This is a genomic window from Fictibacillus tiangongensis (assembly GCF_048083785.1).
Taxonomy (GTDB): Bacteria; Bacillota; Bacilli; order Bacillales; family Fictibacillaceae; genus Fictibacillus.
The window spans coordinates 1,531,643-1,550,623 of record NZ_CP182294.1; the positions used below are offsets into that span (position 1 = coordinate 1,531,643).

The 18,981-nt window shown below is 34.9% G+C and carries 20 protein-coding genes; all 20 read left to right on the plus strand.

Annotated features, from left to right (window positions below):
- The first annotated feature begins 55 nt into the window (after positions 1-55).
- The 20 genes from ACNJYY_RS08370 to ACNJYY_RS08465 all read left to right on the plus strand — a co-directional run bounded on the left by ACNJYY_RS08370 (position 56) and on the right by ACNJYY_RS08465 (position 18,980).
- The gene (locus ACNJYY_RS08370) at positions 56-2,713 is read left to right on the plus strand and encodes a hypothetical protein (protein WP_416731354.1); all 2,658 of its coding nucleotides are present in this window, start codon (positions 56-58) and stop codon (positions 2,711-2,713) included.
- A gap of 261 nt (positions 2,714-2,974) precedes the next feature.
- Positions 2,975-3,727: a hypothetical protein gene (locus ACNJYY_RS08375; protein WP_416731355.1), complete on the plus strand. Its 753-nt coding sequence runs from the start codon at positions 2,975-2,977 to the stop codon at positions 3,725-3,727.
- Positions 3,651-3,845, plus strand: a complete 195-nt coding sequence (locus ACNJYY_RS08380; RefSeq protein WP_416731356.1) for a DUF5659 domain-containing protein — start codon at positions 3,651-3,653, stop codon at positions 3,843-3,845. Before ACNJYY_RS08375 ends, ACNJYY_RS08380 begins: the two co-directional genes overlap by 77 nt.
- 81 nt (positions 3,846-3,926) lie before the next feature.
- The gene (locus tag ACNJYY_RS08385) at positions 3,927-4,433 is read left to right on the plus strand and encodes a hypothetical protein (protein ID WP_416731357.1); all 507 of its coding nucleotides are present in this window, start codon (positions 3,927-3,929) and stop codon (positions 4,431-4,433) included.
- 49 nt (positions 4,434-4,482) lie between these two features.
- Entirely contained in the window at positions 4,483-5,106 is a 624-nt protein-coding gene (locus ACNJYY_RS08390; RefSeq protein WP_416731358.1) for a hypothetical protein, read from the plus strand.
- A gap of 85 nt (positions 5,107-5,191) precedes the next feature.
- A complete protein-coding gene (locus tag ACNJYY_RS08395) occupies positions 5,192-5,473 on the plus strand; it encodes a hypothetical protein (RefSeq protein ID WP_416731359.1) in 282 nt (93 codons plus the stop codon).
- A gap of 306 nt (positions 5,474-5,779) precedes the next feature.
- Positions 5,780-5,926 (plus strand): hypothetical protein, encoded by a 147-nt coding sequence (locus ACNJYY_RS08400; protein WP_416731360.1) that lies wholly within the window; start codon positions 5,780-5,782, stop codon positions 5,924-5,926.
- 20 nt (positions 5,927-5,946) lie between these two features.
- Positions 5,947-6,348, plus strand: coding sequence for a terminase small subunit (locus tag ACNJYY_RS08405; protein ID WP_416731361.1), 402 nt, complete (start codon positions 5,947-5,949; stop codon positions 6,346-6,348).
- A gap of 128 nt (positions 6,349-6,476) precedes the next feature.
- On the plus strand, positions 6,477-7,061 hold the full coding sequence (locus tag ACNJYY_RS08410) for a recombinase family protein (RefSeq protein ID WP_416731362.1): 585 nt from the start codon (positions 6,477-6,479) through the stop codon (positions 7,059-7,061).
- A 37-nt stretch (positions 7,062-7,098) separates the two neighbouring features.
- Complete coding sequence (locus tag ACNJYY_RS08415) at positions 7,099-8,565, plus strand: PBSX family phage terminase large subunit (protein ID WP_416731363.1); 1,467 nt, start codon at positions 7,099-7,101, stop codon at positions 8,563-8,565.
- Positions 8,559-8,819, plus strand: coding sequence for a hypothetical protein (locus ACNJYY_RS08420; protein ID WP_416731364.1), 261 nt, complete (start codon positions 8,559-8,561; stop codon positions 8,817-8,819). Before ACNJYY_RS08415 ends, ACNJYY_RS08420 begins: the two co-directional genes overlap by 7 nt.
- Positions 8,820-8,823: 4 nt before the next feature.
- Entirely contained in the window at positions 8,824-10,581 is a 1,758-nt protein-coding gene (locus ACNJYY_RS08425; RefSeq protein ID WP_416731365.1) for a hypothetical protein, read from the plus strand.
- 81 nt (positions 10,582-10,662) lie between these two features.
- Entirely contained in the window at positions 10,663-11,385 is a 723-nt protein-coding gene (locus ACNJYY_RS08430) for a hypothetical protein (protein ID WP_416731366.1), read from the plus strand.
- A gap of 14 nt (positions 11,386-11,399) precedes the next feature.
- Positions 11,400-12,359, plus strand: coding sequence for a N4-gp56 family major capsid protein (locus ACNJYY_RS08435; protein WP_416731367.1), 960 nt, complete (start codon positions 11,400-11,402; stop codon positions 12,357-12,359).
- A gap of 71 nt (positions 12,360-12,430) precedes the next feature.
- The gene (locus tag ACNJYY_RS08440) at positions 12,431-12,859 is read left to right on the plus strand and encodes a hypothetical protein (RefSeq protein ID WP_416731368.1); all 429 of its coding nucleotides are present in this window, start codon (positions 12,431-12,433) and stop codon (positions 12,857-12,859) included.
- 84 nt (positions 12,860-12,943) lie between these two features.
- The gene (locus ACNJYY_RS08445; protein ID WP_416731369.1) at positions 12,944-13,318 is read left to right on the plus strand and encodes a hypothetical protein; all 375 of its coding nucleotides are present in this window, start codon (positions 12,944-12,946) and stop codon (positions 13,316-13,318) included.
- A gap of 1 nt (position 13,319) precedes the next feature.
- Positions 13,320-15,110 carry a hypothetical protein gene (locus ACNJYY_RS08450; protein WP_416731370.1) on the plus strand — a complete coding sequence of 597 codons (1,791 nt, stop codon included), beginning with the start codon at positions 13,320-13,322 and terminating at the stop codon, positions 15,108-15,110.
- Positions 15,111-15,137: 27 nt separating this feature from the next.
- Positions 15,138-17,027, plus strand: a complete 1,890-nt coding sequence (locus ACNJYY_RS08455) for a phage tail fiber protein (RefSeq protein ID WP_416731371.1) — start codon at positions 15,138-15,140, stop codon at positions 17,025-17,027.
- A 10-nt stretch (positions 17,028-17,037) separates the two neighbouring features.
- Positions 17,038-17,697: a hypothetical protein gene (locus ACNJYY_RS08460; RefSeq protein ID WP_416731372.1), complete on the plus strand. Its 660-nt coding sequence runs from the start codon at positions 17,038-17,040 to the stop codon at positions 17,695-17,697.
- A 14-nt stretch (positions 17,698-17,711) separates the two neighbouring features.
- Positions 17,712-18,980 carry a hypothetical protein gene (locus ACNJYY_RS08465; RefSeq protein ID WP_416731373.1) on the plus strand — a complete coding sequence of 423 codons (1,269 nt, stop codon included), beginning with the start codon at positions 17,712-17,714 and terminating at the stop codon, positions 18,978-18,980.
- Position 18,981 lies beyond the last annotated feature (1 nt).

Genomic DNA, 18,981 nt, shown 5'->3' on the forward strand with positions numbered 1-18,981 from the left:
CTAACGCTTTTCACTGAGATTGAACGTCTCACATATAAAAATGGAGGAATTAATAATGGCATTAGATAAACAAGTTAAAATATATTCTGTAGGTACTGATTCATTTTTTATTAAAGATGGAATTGATAGTGAATATGGAATAGGTCAATTTAAACTTTCACGTTCATTGTTAGTAAATCAACTAACAAAATTAATTGAAGATTGTAATAAGCAAATCGAACGCTTAGAGAGAAAAGTACCAAAAACAGATGAAGAAAAGTATGAGATCCTTGCACAACTTATTACTAATGATAATCTACTTATTGGTTATACATCTTTGCTTGAAGAAGCTAAAAAGCAATTAGGTAATGCAAAGCAGAAACTTTCTAATAAGATTAATGAACATGTGTTGGATAAGGTCAGAGTAATTTCCAGTGATGCTTTAAAGGAATCAAACGTAATCAATATCTTTGATTCCGTACTTACTAGAACACTTGGATTAAAGAAGGATGAATTAACGGAAGATGTTATTGTTGTTGAAGCATTTTATCATGAAGTGTTAGAGAATCTTATCAAAACAGGATTCGTAAATGAAAACGGTGAACGTTTTGTATATTACACATCTTCAGCAGGACAAATAAGAAATAAGAAATGTGTTTTTGCAAAAGCAGATGTAATTAAAAAGTATGAAAAGTCCTTAATGTGTGGGTTAACTATTGAAGATATTAATGCAAAAGGTGGAGCGAATATCAATAAGATTCAAGCCTATACAGCACTAACTAACTCAGCTTCTGAACAATGGAAAAGAGGATTTAATATTAATCGTGCCATTGTTGTTCCTGACTTTGAAACTAAAGTACATACAAAAGTAGATTACATCAATACTGAAACATTTGAGATTACCCCTGATAGAGACATGGGTATTCCTATAGAACATACAGATGGTGTTGGTATGATTCTCCCTTCAGTTAATAAAAAGGCTTTTCAAGTAAGATTACCGTGGATTAAAGGGTTGTTAGTTCCTTTCTCGTTCAATGCAGATGAATTTAAGAATGAAGATGGTAAGATTCTTATGACTGATATTTACGGTGATGTACATGACATTATTGAAGAGAAAATAAATATCATATTCACAAAATCGCAGTTCAAAATGTGGAAGTACTATACTGATTGGAACGATTACAAAGAGAAGTTTATCGCTAACAATTGTCAGGCAGCGAAACTAAATGAAGAGAATCCAGCAGAAGGAACATTATCTTATCAAATGTTGCAAAGTCTATATGATGTTACTGATGAAGAATTAGAATCACTTGCTAAGAAAACGAACGAAGCAATTAAGAATGTCGGTTCTGATTTAGAGACAATGAAGAAGGTAATGGGGGTAACAAATGAAAACATTAATAAGAATCCATTACAAAAGGCATTAGAACTTTACCCTGAGATGTTTAAGGATGCTCATGTTAAACAATCCATTTCAAGTAAGAAAGAAAGCATGATAAAAGAAGCTAGATCAGCAAAGTTAAATGTAGATGCAAGATATGCTTTTATCATTCCTGATTTGTTCGCATTCACTCAACATTTAACAGGTCAAGAGGTTACTGGATTGCTAACAGGTCAACAAGTATATTGCAATCAGTTTGAAGTTGGTAAGTTAGTAATGGAAAGGTCGCCACATTTATACTTAGAGCATGGTGTACGTGAGAATGTAAAGACAGACAACATTTCTAAATGGTTTACTACTTCAGGTATCTATACAAGCATACATGACCCTATTTCTAAGATTCTTATGTTTGATGTGGACGGTGATCAAAGCTTAATAAGTCAAAACCCTACATTAATTTCTGTAGCTGAAAGACATATGGAAGCGGTAAATCCTTTATATTATGAAATGGCTAAAGCTAAAGAGGAACAAATTAATCCAGAAAACATTTACAAGTCACTTAAAGCAGCATACAAAATGAACATTGGTATTTCAAGCAATCAGATGACGAAGGTTTGGAACAGTGGGCATATAGACCAAAAAGCAATTGATACAAACAAGAGACTACAGTGTTTAGCTAACTTTACCATTGATTATGCTAAGACTTTGTTCTTTCCAGATGTTCCAAATGAAATTAAGAAAGAAATCAACTCTTACACAAAGAGTAAGCTGCCGGCGTTCTTTGAATTTGCGAAAGATAAAGATGAAAAGAAAGTAGCACCTAGAAATGGATCTACAGTAAATAGACTGTATGACATTATCAAAACACCGCCAATTAGATTCAATTCAGCTATTAAAGGTAAGTTTGATTATAAGATGCTAATGAGTGTTAAGAACTTCAAGAAGAAGGATATTGATGAAGAAATTATTCAAGCTTACATAAAAGAGGATAGACGTAAAACATGGACTATGAGAGGTCTTAAAAAGAATGACATGGAGAGTAATCATAGATTACATGTTTACGATGTTATTAGAGAAAGAATTCTTGAAGTATGTAATGATGAAAAGCATGTGGTCAATGTACTGGTAAGATATTTATTCTTAGAGAAAGATAGTAAGTTTAAGAGTACACTTTGGAATTGCTTTGGTGATCAATTAGTTTCAAACCTTGAAAAGAATGTAGGAAAGACAATGCACTGTGAGGAATGTGAAGCAAGAACACCTAAGAGTAACAACAAGAAGTACTGTGAGAAGTGTGCAATGAAGAAAGAAAAAGTTAGAAAAGCGAAGTTGAAAAGTAAAAAAATCGCATAAAACACTGACGTTTTTGACGATTAGGAAGTTACAAAAATATACATAAGTAAGGAACCCCTTGATACATAAGGGGTTTTTCTTGTTTTTTAGAGTAGTGATGAAACGTATTTAAAGGAGAGGTAAGAGTTTAGGAATCGTAATAACCAATCTCCCCTTTTTTATTTTTAATTTAAAGTGCATACGATACCGTAATTATAGAATAACACATTTTTATAAGAAGTCAAATCTTATAAAAAAATCATACAAATTGGGGGAAATGAAATGAGTATCAAAAGAGTAAACAGTTTTAAAATTGAAGGCGATGTTGTAGCGATCTCTTTAAATGGAAAAGTAGGAAAAGGAAAGTACACTATTGTAGACTTAGACAGTTTCTACAAATACAACGTTTGCGGAAGTAAGTATAACTGGACAATGCAGAAATCTACACACGTTTTGTCATGGGATAAAGAGTTAAAGCAAAATGTCTACTTGCATGTATTAATAAATAATGATCCTACTGCTGAAAATGTAGACCACAGGGATCGCAACCCGTTAAATAATCTGAAGAGTAATTTAAGGTCTTCAACGGTAAAAGAAAATCAACATAATCAAAATATAAGAAAAGATAATAAAACAGGATATAAGAATGTTGCACTAAGATCAAATGGCTCATTCGGAGTTACTTTAAGAATAGATGGAAATAAAGAATTTCTAGGCGAATATTCGAGTCCTGAAATGGCAGCTTATGCTTATGATTTAGTAGCTCCAGTATTCTTTGGTGAGTTTCCTAACATTAATGATATCGCTGAAAAAGAGTTATTAACTGAAGATGAAATGTCTTTTGTTGAAGAGAAGGTATATAAGCGATTAGAGAAGATTCTTAAGAAGCGAGATAAGAATGAGGTAGTTAATAATGGAGAAGAAGAAATTATTATCAATCAACCTAGCATCCTACTTGATGACCAGAGGTTTCAAATGGATCGAAACTGGAGTATTAGAAGAGGATGGAAAGAAGAAAGCGTACTTAGTGTTTGAGGAATGTAAAGAAGTAGCACAGGCAATTAGGGAGTATAAGAAAGATCAGTTCCTTAAAGAGTATGCAAGTAACTTCAAAGAGCTTAAGAGTTTGTTTAACGATTTAACAAATACATAATTTGTGTAAGACTGACTGTGAATTAATATTGTGTTATGCTGTCTCTTCATCTTAGATATAACAATGAGGAGAAAGTGTAATATGGGTATTCATTTTGCAGAGAAATTTATTAAGAAATACAAGTTCAAGTTTTTGGTTTACGGAGTAACTAGAAAACGTCAAAGGATTGTCTTTTACAATTCATTCAGAGAGAGTATTGAAATTGATTTTATACGACTAGAGATCGCTGCAAAGAATTTTGAAATAACAATTGAAAGCTTATTACAAATTCTTTTATGTAGAGAGTTAGGTTTAGCAATCGACGAGGAGCTTGAAAAACGAAACAAGAAAATTAAAAAAGCGTTCAAATTAATTAAACAAGGCAGTTATACTGTTGAGTTAGGAGAATACCTTAGAAGGGTTATGCTAGATGAACAAACAATTGCAGGTGAAAATGGATTAATGTTTATAGATCCTCAGTTACTGGCTAAGTATCATGAAATAAATGAAAGATATTTATTTGGTGAGCCTGAAAGAATAAGAAACATTGCTAATAAAATGGGGCGAGAATATGAGTATAAGAAGCTTAGAGAAAATTTCGGGATATAGAATTGCTAATTCATTGCCTTTCAATTAAAGTTTTATTGAGGTGAAACTTATGAATAGCGATTTGATACTACGTACAAATGAATTAGAGAATGCAATTGATTATCTTGAAAAAGTTACATACTACTTTAGCAATCGTTCAGATGATTATTGGTTTAAATGGTTGATGATTTCACTTCATGGTGCTCTTTATGGTTTTGGAGTATGTGCAATTAAGGGTACAAGTAGTGAAAGAGTAATAGAAATCAAATTAAAACAGACTAAGTTTGAACTTAAAAAACAGGAAATAGCCCAACTATACCAAAACGAGTTTGATATAACTTTAGAAGACGAAGTCCTAGAAGCGACCGCACGGTATAACATAGGTCAGTTACTGGGTATTTGGGAAGTTATTAAATATTGTGAATCTAAAGCCTTTATGATGCAAAACAACGAAAGTAAATATCTAGTTTTAACTCCAAATCAAAAAAGAGCTATTAAGAAAATGGTTGATTATAGAAATGATTTTGCTCATTTTAAACCAAAGTCTATATCTGTAATAACTCAAAGTGAAGAATGGATTATTAAAGAGGTTGTTGAAGTTATTGAATTTCTTTCACTTAAGAGTGGAAATGTTTTTTATCCTGAAGTTCGAGTGAGACGTAAAGTTAGTGGCTTAATTAATTTATTCAGTTAATAACATTTATGATTTCATTTAGAAGGAATACCCTCTAATTCTGTCGTATTTAGTAAATATATGGCAGAGAGAGGGGGTGTCGAAAATGAATATAACTTTAAAGGATTTAATCAAAGAGGGCGAAGAAGTTAAATCTAGAAACATGAAAAACAGCTCTATGGGTGGTTACTACATCTCAGGAGAAGAGTATGAAATGTGGATTGCTAAATGTATCATATTCCTTGAGAATAATGAAGATGAATACAGCTCTACTTTGATTGGAAAATTTATCAAAGCAAGTGAGAAAGCTGTTGGCAATGGAGAAGAACATTATAATACTATGATGGGTATACTTAAAGCTTTTGATCAAATGGAAGTAGAAGCGTAGAATTTAAGAGTCGTCCTTAATTGGACGGCTTTTTATTTTGAGGTCATCCTCCACCAAAGGAAAACACTTTTTATGGAGAGCCTAATCCTGACATTTAGTGTGAACATTACTTCGTTGGAAGAGAACGAATATGTCCTGAAACGAACTCAAGTCTACCTAAACGAAAACGTTTATAAGGTCTAACCCTAACAGACTTCATCATTTGCATACACCTCCATGTCATTAATGGCGGAGGACTTGTTTTAATTTTACCATTAAATGAAAAATATACCATATTATTTTAGGCAAATATCGGGAGTTGATTAAGTGAGTTGCCAAGAAATAATTGAAGCACAAAAGAATGTAGAGGAAATGATTAATATCCATAATGAAATAAGTAAGATTCGTGAGGAACGAAGATTAAGGGATAAAGAAATTCTTGATGGAATTTTGAGTTTATTAAAAGTTAAATGACAGAAAGTGAGGTGATAAAGATGAGTGAGGAAAAACGAAAAGTTGGAAGACCGAAGAAATTTCAATCTGTTGAAGAGTTAGAAGAAAAGATTGATGCTTATTTTGCTGAATGTGATGAAAAGGAAGAACCCTATACCATGACAGGGCTAGCATTAGCATTAGATACAACGAGGGAAACTTTATTAGATTATAAGTTAAATTATGATGAAGCATATTCTTACTCGATTAAAAAGGCTAAAACTCGTTGTGAAGCTTATGCAGAAAAACACCTATTTAAAGGAAAAAATGGAGTAGTAGGGGCAATTTTTAACCTTAAAAATAACTATTCTCGCTGGGTTGATAAGCAAGAAATCGTTAAAACTGAAGCTCCAACAATTCAAATTAAACGTACACGATCTGAAGAGAAAGTAAATGAAGAGTAAATTAGTTTAAAATTCAAATTTTATCGTCTCATTTGACTACACCCTATTGACACACTTTTGATACGTTGATATCATTGACTTAATAACGTCTCATATACACGTATCAAAAATGAAGGGTGGAACTAGTGGTGAAATATGGTTATGCTCGTGTATCTTCAAAAGGTCAGGATCTTACCGTTCAAATCAACACTTTGAAAGAAACTGGTTGTAGTACTATCTTTAAAGAGAAGTTAAGCGGTAGAAAAAAGGATGAAAGACCAGAATTTAATACTCTATTGGAAACTGTTCAAAGTGGAGATTATATAGTAGTCACTAAGTTAGATCGTTTCGCCAGAAGCACTAAGGATGCCTTGAATACTATAGAATACCTTGATAAAAAAGGTGTAGGATTGATCGTTCTAAATATGGGTGGAGATAAAATTGATACATCTACTGCCATTGGAAAGCTTATGATCACTGTATTGTCTGGTATAGCTGAATTTGAAGCAGATATGATCAAGGAACGACAAATTGAAGGAATCGCTTTAGCAAAAGAGCGTGGTGTATACAAAGGTAGACCTAAGAAATACACAGATAAGAATAAAGGGTTGCAATATGCAATAGACCTATTCAATAACAGGGATTCAAATGGTATGACTGTTAAGGAAATTGAAGAAATAACTAAAATTAGTAAAGCAACAATATATCGAGCTATTCGAGACATTGGTAAATAACCAGTGTCTTTTTCTTTGTATAAAGGTAGGTGAACATATGGCAAACAATAAGCAAATTAACATTGAATTCGATGTATCAGTAGTAAATAGTTGCTATCGTGATCTCCTAGACAATGAATCTCGTTATCTTATCCTATATGGCGGAGCGGGATCGGGAAAATCAGTGGCAGCAGCACAAAAGCTAGTGCTTAGAATGTTAGAGGAATCTGATCATAAGATACTTATAGTACGTAAGGTTGCAAAGACTCTCAGAGAATCAACATTCTCATTAATACGTGGTGTTATTAGTGATTGGGGATTGTCTCATTTGTTTGATGTTAATAAGACAGATATGACTATCACATGCAATACAAATGGTAATCAAATCATACATGCAGGGCTTGATGATCCTGAAAAACTAAAATCAATCCACGGAATCACTGGTATGTGGCTTGAGGAAGCTTCAGAGCTAGAACAACAAGATTTCCAACAATTAGACTTACGTTTACGTGGATATACAACTAATTACAAACAAATTATTATTACATTTAACCCGATCAGCATTCTCCACTGGCTAAAGGCTGTATTCTTTGATAAACATAGGGAAAACACAACGATTAGACATACTACATACTTAGATAATGAATTTATTGATGATGATTATAAACAAGTATTAGAGAGTATGAAAGAAGATGATCCTTACTATTACGCAATCTATTGCTTGGGTCAATGGGGAGTAACAGGTAAAACAATCTTCAATGCTCAAAAGGTAACTGAAAGATTATCAGAGTTACAATCGATAAAGCCTATTAAACGAGGCTTTTTTATTTTTGACTATAAGAATGAGAAGATACAAGACAAGTCGATTAAATGGATTGATGATGAGAATGGATACATTAAGATTTATGAAGATGTTCAGTCTCATATCCCATACGTTTTAGGCGGAGATACATCTGGAAGTGGATCGGATCACTTTACAGGTCATGTACTCGACAATACAACTGGTAAACAAGTAGCTGTATTTCATAATCAATTAGATGAAGACTTGTATACCCGTCAAATTTACTGTTTGGGCAAGTATTATAACACTGCTTTAATTGGCTTAGAGTCTAACTTTAGTACTTATCCAATCAATGAACTGTTAAGGCTTGGATATCGAAAGCAATACGTTAGAGAAATACCAGATACATACACAGGTAATCTTCAAAAGAAGTACGGTTTTAACACTAATACAAAAACCAGACCAGAAATCATTGCAAATCTGGTGCAAATTGTACGTGAACATGTTGAATTGATCCATGATATACCTACTTTAAATGAAATGCTTACATTTGTTAGGAATGAACAAGGTAAAGCCGAGGCACAACAAGGAAAACACGACGATCTCATTATGGGTTTAGCGATAGCTCATCATATCAGGAAACAACAAGATCATATTCCACTTGAAGAAGTTGTAGAGAAGAAGCCTTTACCTTTTCCATTCAGAAACGAAGAAACTTACGAAGGAGATTACATGTCTTGGTAGTAATTATATTATCTCTTTGCATTCCTCTAGCCTTTATTGCTGGGGGATTTGTTGCATACAAAGGTGTTCAATTAGGTCTACGTTGGCAATCTGAAGTAAAACAAGAAAGAGTTCCGACAATGAAGACTATTAGTATTCCAAATCCTATAGCTCAAATCAAAGAAGCTAAGCAGGAGCGGGAACTAGCAAAACAAATGGAAGAAACTAAAAGCATATTTAATGAATGGGTTAATGGTGCAGAGGAAAGTAGGTGATTAAGTGAAAGATAGTTTAATGGAAGAAGCAAGTATAATTCAACAAGAATATAAAGATGGATTAGCTTATAAAGTACAGCAAGGATACCCATCAAAATGGGCAGAGTTTGAAAGGTTTAGAGCGGGAGATCAATGGGCTCCACCAACAAGTAGAACGATGGCATTACCTAGACCTGTACTGAACCTCATTGATCAGATTCAGTCACACAGAGTCAGTTCAGTAATGAATGAGAACATTAAGATGGTATTCTCTGCAAGTGAAGTTGAAGAAGAATCACCAGTAATGAAGGCAGCTGATACTTTTACTCGATTTGCTGATGCTACTTGGGAACGTATTGGACAGGATGATTTAAATGAAGAGGCTTTAGATAGTGCTTCTAACATAGGAACTGCAATTTGGCATTACTATTGGGACTCAAGTAAAACAGGTGGGAATAAACTTAAATGGTCAGGAACACTTGAAGGAGAACAAATAGACGCAGTAAACTTCTTCCCTTCTAATCCACAGCAAAGATTCGTACAGAAACAAAAGTACATCATTATTACAGGTAGAGAAGATGTTTCTTCTGTTAGATCCTTAGCAAAAGCTAATGGATTATCAAATGAGTTAATTAATCGTATTCAACCAGATAGTGATACAGAAGATCAAGTCTATGACAAAGCGAAACAAGAGCTATCAGGTAGCGATAAAGTAACCGTTATTACGAAGTATTGGAGAGAAACAGTTACAGAAGAAAAGATGAATGATAAAGGTAATCCTTATAAGATATCCTATCAACAAATCTTCTTTACAAAGGTAGCGGGTAACGTAGTTGTTAAACCTAAAACTAATACTCGATTAAAGTTGTATCCACTTGAAGTAATGCAATGGAAACGTAGGAAACGATCTATATTTGGAGTAGGAGACACTGAAGGGTTAATAGCCAATCAAAAGAGTATAAACTTTCTTATTGCAATGCAAATTCTTAGTGTCCAGCTTACAGGATTCCCTAAGTTACTTGTTAAAAAAGAATTTATCACTCAGAATCCTACCAATGATCCTGGAGAGATTATATTCGATAACTCTCCTCCTGGGTCAGGATGGGGTATGCAGTATTTGAATCCTGGTAATATCTCAGGACATGCTCAGCAATTAGTGGACAGTTTAACATCGTTTACTAAAGAAGTGTCAGGTGCAAATGAATCTTCAATGGGTGAACAAGTTTCAGCGAATATGCCAGCAGCAGCAATAATGATGTTACAAAAGGCAGCAGGGATTCCAATTGAATCCGTTAAACGCAGGTTCTACAAGTCTATGGAAAACATAGGTCGTATTTGGGAAGAGTTCTTTAAGGTTTATTACAACACGACTCGAATGATTACCATTAAGGATGATGATCAGGAAACGTACTCAACTGAATTCAACGGTTCAGATTATCAGGATACAGAAATGAATCTAAAAGTTGATGTAGGTGCTTCATCTGCATATTCCGAAACTTTAATGATGAGTAGCTTAGATAAGTTGTTTGATAAAGGTGATCTAAACCTAGAACAATATTTAAAATATGCACCTAAGAATGTTGTTCCATTTAAGGATAGATTGCTCAAGGAAATTCAAGAAATGCAAGAACAACAAATAAATGATCAAGGAAACGTGGAGCAATTAATTCAACAACTTTCACCTGAAGAACAACAATCGTTTATGAGTGCACCGCCAGAAGTTCAACAACAAATATTAGCTGAGTTACAAGCACCACAGGGAGGACAAATGCCTCCAATGTAGGTGTTTTTAATTTGTCCTCGATATGACATTAAACTGTCGATTTCGCATGGAAAAGCGTAAAAATCCGAGGAGGTAGTGTAAATGAATCAGTTTGAACAAATAGAACCAAGCGCAAACAATGTGGAGGTCGCTGAACCACAAGTACAGGAACATAGCGAAAACATTTCGGAAGTCGCTGATCCGATACCTGTGCAAGATGCTGAAACCAATGCTCATTATGCAGAACAGCGTAGAAAGCAAGAACTTGATGAGTATCGGTCAAAGTCGGAAACGTTTGAACAACGTCTTAATCGTATTGCACAATTCTCAGGTTATCAAACCCACGATGAGTTATTGCAAGCGGTAGAGGAAGCTGAACGTCAAAGGGAGCGAGAAGAGTACGAAGCTGCTGGCATTGATCCAGACCAATTCAATCAACTTATCGAAAAACACCCTGACATTCAGTTTGCAAGAGAACAGCGTGCTAAACAAGAAGAGGAAGCAAAGTTCGGATCTGAAATAGAAGGTTTCTTAGCGAAGCATCCAGATATTCAACCAAACGAAATTCCTCAAGAAGTATGGGCAATTCGCGAACAAGAGGGCTTACCTCTCTTACATGCCTATAGATCGTACATGTTTGATAATGTGCGACAACAAAGCGAACAAGCTGCAATTCAAAAGTTGCAACAAAATTCTTTATCAACTCCTGGAGCACTTGGTTTAGAGGGTAGCGATCATAAAACTTCTTATAGTCAGTTATCTACTAGTGAGAAAGCTAAACTCAGAGAACAAGTGTTAAGAGGAGAAAAAACTAACTTATTTTAAGGAGATGTATTTAAATGGCTACAAATGTACAAGGTTATAACGCAACATCGGGAGTAAACGCATTAACTGCTGAACAGGCAGAATTTTATCAGGATGCAATGTTAGAAAGACTTCTTCCTGAATTGTTTTTCATGAAATATGGGGAGAAGAGGAATATTCCTAAGAATAAAGGTGCTTCCACATCTTTCCGTAGACTAAATCCTTTGGCAGTTTCAACAACTGCAATTACTGAAGGTGTAACACCTGATGGAGTAGACTTAAACATTACAAAACTAGTTGCTACTGTTCAACAATATGGAAACTGGACAAAAATCTCTGAATTTATTGATATGACTGGTCTTGATCCATTGTTAACAGAAGCAGCCCAGTTAATGGGTGAAAATGCTGGAGAGTCTATGGATACTCTAGTTCGTGATATTGTAGCAGCTGGAACTAATGTTGTTACAGTTGGTGCTAAAGCTCGTAACGCTATCCTAGCTACTGACAAAATTAATGCACTTGATATTCTTCGTGTTCGTCGTACTTTAAAGCGTAATAAAGTTAAGCAAATCGCTGTACCGGGTGGAGGTAAAGGATATCTTGCTTTTATCCATACTGATGTAGCTACTGACCTTATGCAAACTCAAGAATGGAAAGATCAGAACACTTATGTTGATACTAAGAATCGTGAAGAAGGCGTACTTGGAAAAATGTATGGTATTTATTTCTTAGAAGCTGACAATGCAGTTAAATTTGTTGGTGCTGGTTCTGCTGGTGCTGACGTATATGGAACTATTTTCATCGGTAAAGGTGCATACGGTGTACCTGATGTAGAAGGTTCTTCTAAGCCAGAAATCATTGTACACAAAACTGGTTCTGGTGGAGTTGCAGATCCATTAAATCAATTCAATACAGTAGCATGGAAATCAGCATTCACAACACTTCGTTTGAATGAACTTTGTATCGTTCGTTATGAATCAGGAGCAACAGTTTAATTAACTATTTAAGGAGGGGTATCTTCCCCTCTTTTTTTACTTTGAAAACAATCCCAGGAGGAACTATATAAATGGCTAATAAACCAAAAGAAATTAATGTTGAAGAGTTAAGAGCTCAGATTGAAGCTGAGGTTAAAGAACAGTATGAAATGGAAGCAAAGAAACAAGTCGAAAAGGCAGAAAATGAGCGAAAGAAGTTAGAAGAAAAGTTAAGTAATCAAGAAAAAAATCTTGAAGTAAAAGCTAGAGAACATGAAAAAACGATTAAACAGAAACTAGACGCAATGAAAAAAGTTTCTATTGAAATTCCAGAAGATCCTAACAATCCTGATGATGTTGTTCCAGTTGGGTGGCAAGGTGTTATTTATGCAATTCCTAGAGGGCAACAGTTTGAAGTGCCAGAAGTTATCTATCAAGTTTGGAAAGAGTCTTATGAAAAGACAAAAGAAGTTAATAAGCGTATTCGTGAAAGTATTAAGAAAGAAATTCAAGTTCTCTAATAATTAATATCAATAAACCTCAGACCTATCTGTTCTTAAAACATGATAGGTCTTTTTATTTTGGAAAGAAAAGGGGGCGTTAATATGCCTATAACAGCAGGGGAAGTATTTGCTTTAGCAATGACATTAATGGATGAGGTTTCTGAGGATGACACATTCGATGGTTATCCTGATGAATACAAAAAGAAAGCTTGGGATTTAATCTCAATATTACAGAGTGAGTTACTTCCTCCAAACGTCATCCCCAATCAAATAACAAATTTATCTGATGAGTTACAGCTAGATGATCGTTCATGTATTAATGTCCTACCCTATGGACTTGCCTCGCATTTACTTATAAGTGAGGACATTGAAAAGGCAGGATTCTTCAATGCTAGGTACGATGAATTAAAAAGAAAACAAGTAGCAAGTGTTATTCAAATAACTGATATTTACAATCCGTGGGGAGGAGGAGTGTGAAATGGCAACCTATACAACGTATTCAAAGCTATATAAATGGAATCAAACCGATACTAAATTAACAACTATTACTGAGATGGGTGCGAATACTGAAAAGATTGATAATGAATTCAAAGGTCGAGGAATTAATCCAGAATGGTTCGGTTTAGATTCGGATAAATTAGATAACTATCAACCTGTTGTTGATACTATAAATCACATAAAGAATGTACTTGGTGGAAGAGGAAAAATTGTATTCCCTGCTGGGAAAGTTTTCAAATTTAACCAAGCATTAGGGTCATTCGAATTAAGTAATATTATGATTGACTTCAATGGTTCAACCCTAGATTTTTCTTCTGTGCCTCCTTCAAGTTCGGATACAGCTCTTATGTTTTCAGGTACATTTGGATCTAGTTACGCTTTGACAGCTGATCTAAATGAAGGAAGCACTGTGGTTCAAATTAATAGCACAGCAGCGTTTAAAGCTGGGGATATGGTAAAAGCAATTGGTGGTAAGGTATGGGATTCTACCAGAACCAGTACAAGATGCGGAGAAATTCTGTTCGTTAAATCCATTGATTCGCCTACACAGATGACATTGACTATACCTGTTAATGAAACATACACAGTCGCAAAGGGATATGTGTTTCATAAAATTAATCCTGTTGAAAACGTTGTACTTATGAACGGTACATTTATAGGTGCTTCAGGTGACAATGAAATGCGTGGGATTCGTATCACAAGAGGTTATAACATTCTTATTGAGAACATGAGAACTAAAGGTTTTGATGTAAATCATTTTCAATTAACTGACTGTGTTCGATTTACAGTTGACAAAGTATTCGTACAAGAGGCTAATCATGCTCAAATGGCATATGGCGTGTCTGTAGCAGATGCTTGTCAGGATGGAATCATTATTAATTCTCATTTTACTGATGTTCGACATAGCTTTTCCACAAACAACAATGTAACAACTTCATGGGGAATTACTAGACGTATTTTGTTTGCTGGAAATACAGTAAATGACTCTTCTCCAGCAATTGGAGGATCAGGTGGAGATGCCATCGATACTCATGCGGGAGCAGAAGATATCTGGATCATTAATAATGAGGTATTCTCTTCAAGTGGTATTGGTATAAACTGTGAAGCAAACAGAGCTGTTATTCGTAATAATAAATTTAAGTGTACTGGTTCTGTAGGTATTCAATGGCAACCTTATGCAGATGGTAGACTAAGCTCAGTAAACATTAGTGATAATGTAGTTGAGTCTGTTGGGGATGGAGTAGGATCTGACTATGGCATACTTTGTACGGTTCGTGTGTCAGATGCTGACAATATAATCATTGGTAATAATGAGATAACTTCTCAAAATGCATCAATTCGAGCCACTACATCTAATGGTTATCGTATTCGTAGAGGAACTATTAATGGAAATAACGCAAAAGTTTTAGTTTCAGGGTATGGAGTAGAGATAATAAACTCTGATTCTATTGCTTTGAATGGTAACTCTGTTGAGGCACCTAATTTTGGGATAGGCTTTACGGACTCTCACAACTGTACAGCTACTGGTAACACAATTAGATTAACAGGTGCATCTGGTAGTGGATATGGATTAAGATTTATGAATACATCTAAACGAAACGCTGCGACAGGAAACTCGGTCAAAAACGCTGGTACGCTTAGTACATCATACGGTTTACACATTTCAGATTCTGCTACTTACAACATGTTGTTAGGTAATGTTACAGATGGATTTTCTAACCCAGTAACAGCAGGTGTTGGAACAGGTAATGTTGCGGTCAACAATATTTAAACTACTATGAAATAAAGGAGGGACAACGTGGCGAATTTTACAATGCGTTCATCACCTCAACCACCACCTTTAAGGATTGAACCCTTTAGAGGGATAAATTTATCAGTAACTCCTACTCAAATAGATGATAATCAATCTCCTAGTATGCTAAATGTAAATATTAGTGAAAGAGGAGCTTTGAATAAACGCAAAGGTTATACTCGTGTTTTAACAAACTCAATAGGTTTAGGGAGAATAAATGGAATGCACCTTTACAAAAAGAAGGATGGCACATCCATTTTTTTATTTTCTCATGGAACTAAATTGTATAAAACTAATGATGAACTTGGTGGCTTTGCTTATTGGGGAGAAGAGAATCTTTCTGACACTTGGATAAGTAATATTACTTCTATATGGGAAGATGGTATTCACACTGATATTATTGCACCTATTGAACTTTACTCAAGTTTATCGAACAACGATACAACATTCTTTGAGATGAACGACAAATGCTACATTATGGATGGAACGAATTATCTTGTTTTTGATGGGAACACAATAGCACCAGTCAATCCTTACATTCCAACAATAACGATATCAAATAAACCTAATGGTGGAGGGGAGAAGCATGAAGACTTTAATCTCCTCGGAGCAGGATTTAAGGAAACTTTCTCTGGTGATGGAACTACTAAGGAATATCAATTATCACTTAAGCCGATTGATGCAACCCCTGTCATTGTAAAGGTAAATGAGGAACTTAAGACCTTTACGACAGATTATACAGTGAATATTACAACGGGCAAAATCACTTTTGTAACAGCTCCTCCAACCGGTACTAATAATGTGGAAATCACTGCATATAAAGCTCAATCAGGTTTCCCTGATCGTATTAAGAAATGTACCTTACAAATAAAATACGGTGGATCAAATGATACGAGATTATTTGTTAGTGGAAATCCTGATATGCCTGAATACGTCTGGGTTAGCGGATTGTATGATCCTACTTATTATCCTGAAAATGGCTTCTATAAATATCCTGACAGAGTAAAAGGATTCTCCAAACAATACGATACCTTGCTTATTCATAGGGAAAACGGAATGCATCAGACTTCATTTGAATTAACTGCTGAAGGGAAAGCAAGTTTTCCGTCTAAACCAATCAATGATCGTATAGGTACTCTTTCACCAAAAACTATTCAAATCATCGAGAATAACCCTGTAATGGTTTCTAAAGAAGGGGTCTATACACTGGTTTCATCAAGTGTAAGGGATGAAAGAAATGTAGCTCATATCTCAGGCAATATAGATCTTTGGTTGATGAATGAAACTAACCTTAATGAACTAGTATCTATAGATTATGATCGAAAGTATTGGCTTGCGGTAAATGGAAATGTATATGTTTTAGATTACACACAAAAATCAGCAGATAGTCCATTTGGAGAATGGTTTGTTTACAATAACATACCAGCATCTTGCTTTATTGAGATTGATGGTGTTCTATATTTTGGCAGCTCTAAGGAAGGCTTAATCTATAAATTTGATGACTCTTTTAATGATGACGGTCAACCGATTAAAGCTCATTGGAAGTCTAAACCTTTTACTTTCAATGCAGATGAATTTAGGAAGTATGTTGATTCGCTTTACTTAGGTATAAAGCCGAGTGGTAAAACAAGTGTTGATGTCTCATACGAAACTGATCTCAAAAAGACAACTATAAAAGGTAGTAAGCCTATACAGTTTAACCTCTTCAGTTTTAAACAGATTAACTTCAATAACTTCAGCTTTAAATCAACTTCTTTCCATAAGACAGCAAAAATTAAAATAAAAGCAAAAAAGATTACCCATTTTCAATTAACGTTATCTAATGACAAATTAGATGAAAGTTTAACCATCTTATCAATGGCGATTAAATATAGATATCAAGGTCAAATTAAGTGAGGTGAAATGAATGTTTGAAAAATTAGTATCCTTTACAAAAAAAGTAGCAGACTTAGTGGATGAACCAACTCTAGATCCCATCTTATTGAAGAAACAATTTGATGCTGCTCCAGATGAAGTCAGGGTGTACTTGAATAAGTTAATTGATGCACTAACAAAAACTACTGAAGGAGACAGTGGAGCAAAGAACGTAGGTGCTTCATCAATTGCTGGATTAGTGGGAAATGATGTGCAAACATTGTTGGAAAGTATAAACAATAAAATGGATAACAGATTGTTTATTGAAGTTTCTCGAAACACTTCACCGCAAAACATCCCATTAAACGCTATGACAAAAGTGTTATTCAACCTAACATCAACTGGTAATCAAACATCCCAGTGGTCAGATAATCGATTTACAGCTCCTAAGACAGGAGTTTATCAGATTGATATTTCTGTAGGGATTAATCAACTTGATCAATTTAAAGCAGGAGAATTGTACCTTTATAAAAACGGAGTACAGTATAGGCGTTTAGATAAGTATGTTGCTCCAGGTTCAACATCAGTTCACTTATCAAGAGCACTAGCAATCCAACTTCAATCTGGGGATTACATAGAGTTTCAAGTGTTTTGTAGTCAAGCGTGTGAACTAACTGAACATACAGTGGCACACATTACACAATTATCATAAAGGAAGGTGATTAGATGGCGACTAAAAACCCATGGTCACAAGATAGTATAGATCATGCTTCAACTTGGCTCAGACAGTATAAAGCATCAAAGAATCAAACAGCAGCACAAAAGATACATTATCAAAATTACGCTAAAACATACGGTGATCACTTTGTTAATAACCGTGTAATTGACCCTACTAAATTATCTGCTCAACAAGAACGTTTTTACCGTTCTGCGAATCCAACTAACGCTTATTCAAAAGAAAAGGATATGAGATATGTTCGTCAGCTTGGAGATATGATTGACCAGAATAAAGGGGTAACGAGTGATCAGCTTAAGTCCTATAATGACAAAATTAAAAAGTGGAATTTAGAAAATCCATACAGCTATGAGAATCAGCAAAAGAAACAAGTTAATACACTCTTTGATCAACAAAAAGCTTCTCTTGCACCTCAATACGCTGAACAACGTAATCAAGTCGATGTTGTGAATCAACAGAATGTATCTAAATTACGTGAGTTAATGGCAGCTCAAGGGTTATCTGGTTCTGGAGAAGGTGTATCTGCTCAGGTGGGGTTAAACTCTCAACGCCAAGCTGCACTAAATGATGTGAATATGGAACAACAACAAGCGACTAACGATTTAGAAGCACAGAGAGCTCAGAAATTAATTGATGTTCAATCACAAGCTAAAGAATGGGAATATAGAGCATCAAGAGATGCACGTAGAGACGCAGAGTGGGAATCTCAGCAAAAAGCTGATCGTGCATGGAGAGAATACACATTCAAAAATATGTCTGCATCTGAAAAAGCGCAATTAGAATGGGCTAAATCTCAGTATGGAGAAGATGCTGCATGGAGAATGTATGCAATGCAGTATGAAGGTGAAATGAATAAAACTATGAATCAAGCACAAATAGATGCTTATCGATCGGGTTTTAATGGTACAGAGGGAGGAGGTGGTAATTACACTAAGAAAGCTTCAGGATCTCCTAACTCCTCTTACCAATCTCACATGAGTCAAGCTGTCAAAATGGGTGTTCCTTCTAACTGGGTAGCTGCAATGACAGAACTGGTTGGTCGTGAATCTTCATGGAATCCTACTGCTAAGAATCCTAAAAGTACAGCTCATGGCTATGGTCAATTCCTTAACTCTACTCGTGCGAACTATGAAAAGAAAACTGGTTTGAATTACTCTAACCCAGTGCATCAATTAGTAATGATGGCACAGTATGTTAAAGATAGATACGGAACTCCTGAAAAGGCACTTGCCTTTTGGGATAAGAATAAATGGTATTAGG

Bases quoted from the DNA above. Each gene is read 5' to 3' on its own strand.
- ACNJYY_RS08370 (WP_416731354.1), top strand. From the start codon at position 56: ATGGCATTAGATAAACAAGTTAAAATATATTCTGTAGGTACTGATTCA.
- ACNJYY_RS08375 (WP_416731355.1), top strand. From the start codon at position 2,975: ATGAGTATCAAAAGAGTAAACAGTTTTAAAATTGAAGGCGATGTTGTA.
- ACNJYY_RS08380 (WP_416731356.1), top strand. From the start codon at position 3,651: ATGACCAGAGGTTTCAAATGGATCGAAACTGGAGTATTAGAAGAGGAT.
- ACNJYY_RS08385 (WP_416731357.1), top strand. From the start codon at position 3,927: ATGGGTATTCATTTTGCAGAGAAATTTATTAAGAAATACAAGTTCAAG.
- ACNJYY_RS08390 (WP_416731358.1), top strand. From the start codon at position 4,483: ATGAATAGCGATTTGATACTACGTACAAATGAATTAGAGAATGCAATT.
- ACNJYY_RS08395 (WP_416731359.1), top strand. From the start codon at position 5,192: ATGAATATAACTTTAAAGGATTTAATCAAAGAGGGCGAAGAAGTTAAA.
- ACNJYY_RS08405 (WP_416731361.1), top strand. From the start codon at position 5,947: ATGAGTGAGGAAAAACGAAAAGTTGGAAGACCGAAGAAATTTCAATCT.
- ACNJYY_RS08415 (WP_416731363.1), top strand. From the start codon at position 7,099: ATGGCAAACAATAAGCAAATTAACATTGAATTCGATGTATCAGTAGTA.
- ACNJYY_RS08430 (WP_416731366.1), top strand. From the start codon at position 10,663: ATGAATCAGTTTGAACAAATAGAACCAAGCGCAAACAATGTGGAGGTC.
- ACNJYY_RS08435 (WP_416731367.1), top strand. From the start codon at position 11,400: ATGGCTACAAATGTACAAGGTTATAACGCAACATCGGGAGTAAACGCA.
- ACNJYY_RS08440 (WP_416731368.1), top strand. From the start codon at position 12,431: ATGGCTAATAAACCAAAAGAAATTAATGTTGAAGAGTTAAGAGCTCAG.
- ACNJYY_RS08445 (WP_416731369.1), top strand. From the start codon at position 12,944: ATGCCTATAACAGCAGGGGAAGTATTTGCTTTAGCAATGACATTAATG.
- ACNJYY_RS08450 (WP_416731370.1), top strand. From the start codon at position 13,320: ATGGCAACCTATACAACGTATTCAAAGCTATATAAATGGAATCAAACC.
- ACNJYY_RS08460 (WP_416731372.1), top strand. From the start codon at position 17,038: ATGTTTGAAAAATTAGTATCCTTTACAAAAAAAGTAGCAGACTTAGTG.
- ACNJYY_RS08465 (WP_416731373.1), top strand. From the start codon at position 17,712: ATGGCGACTAAAAACCCATGGTCACAAGATAGTATAGATCATGCTTCA.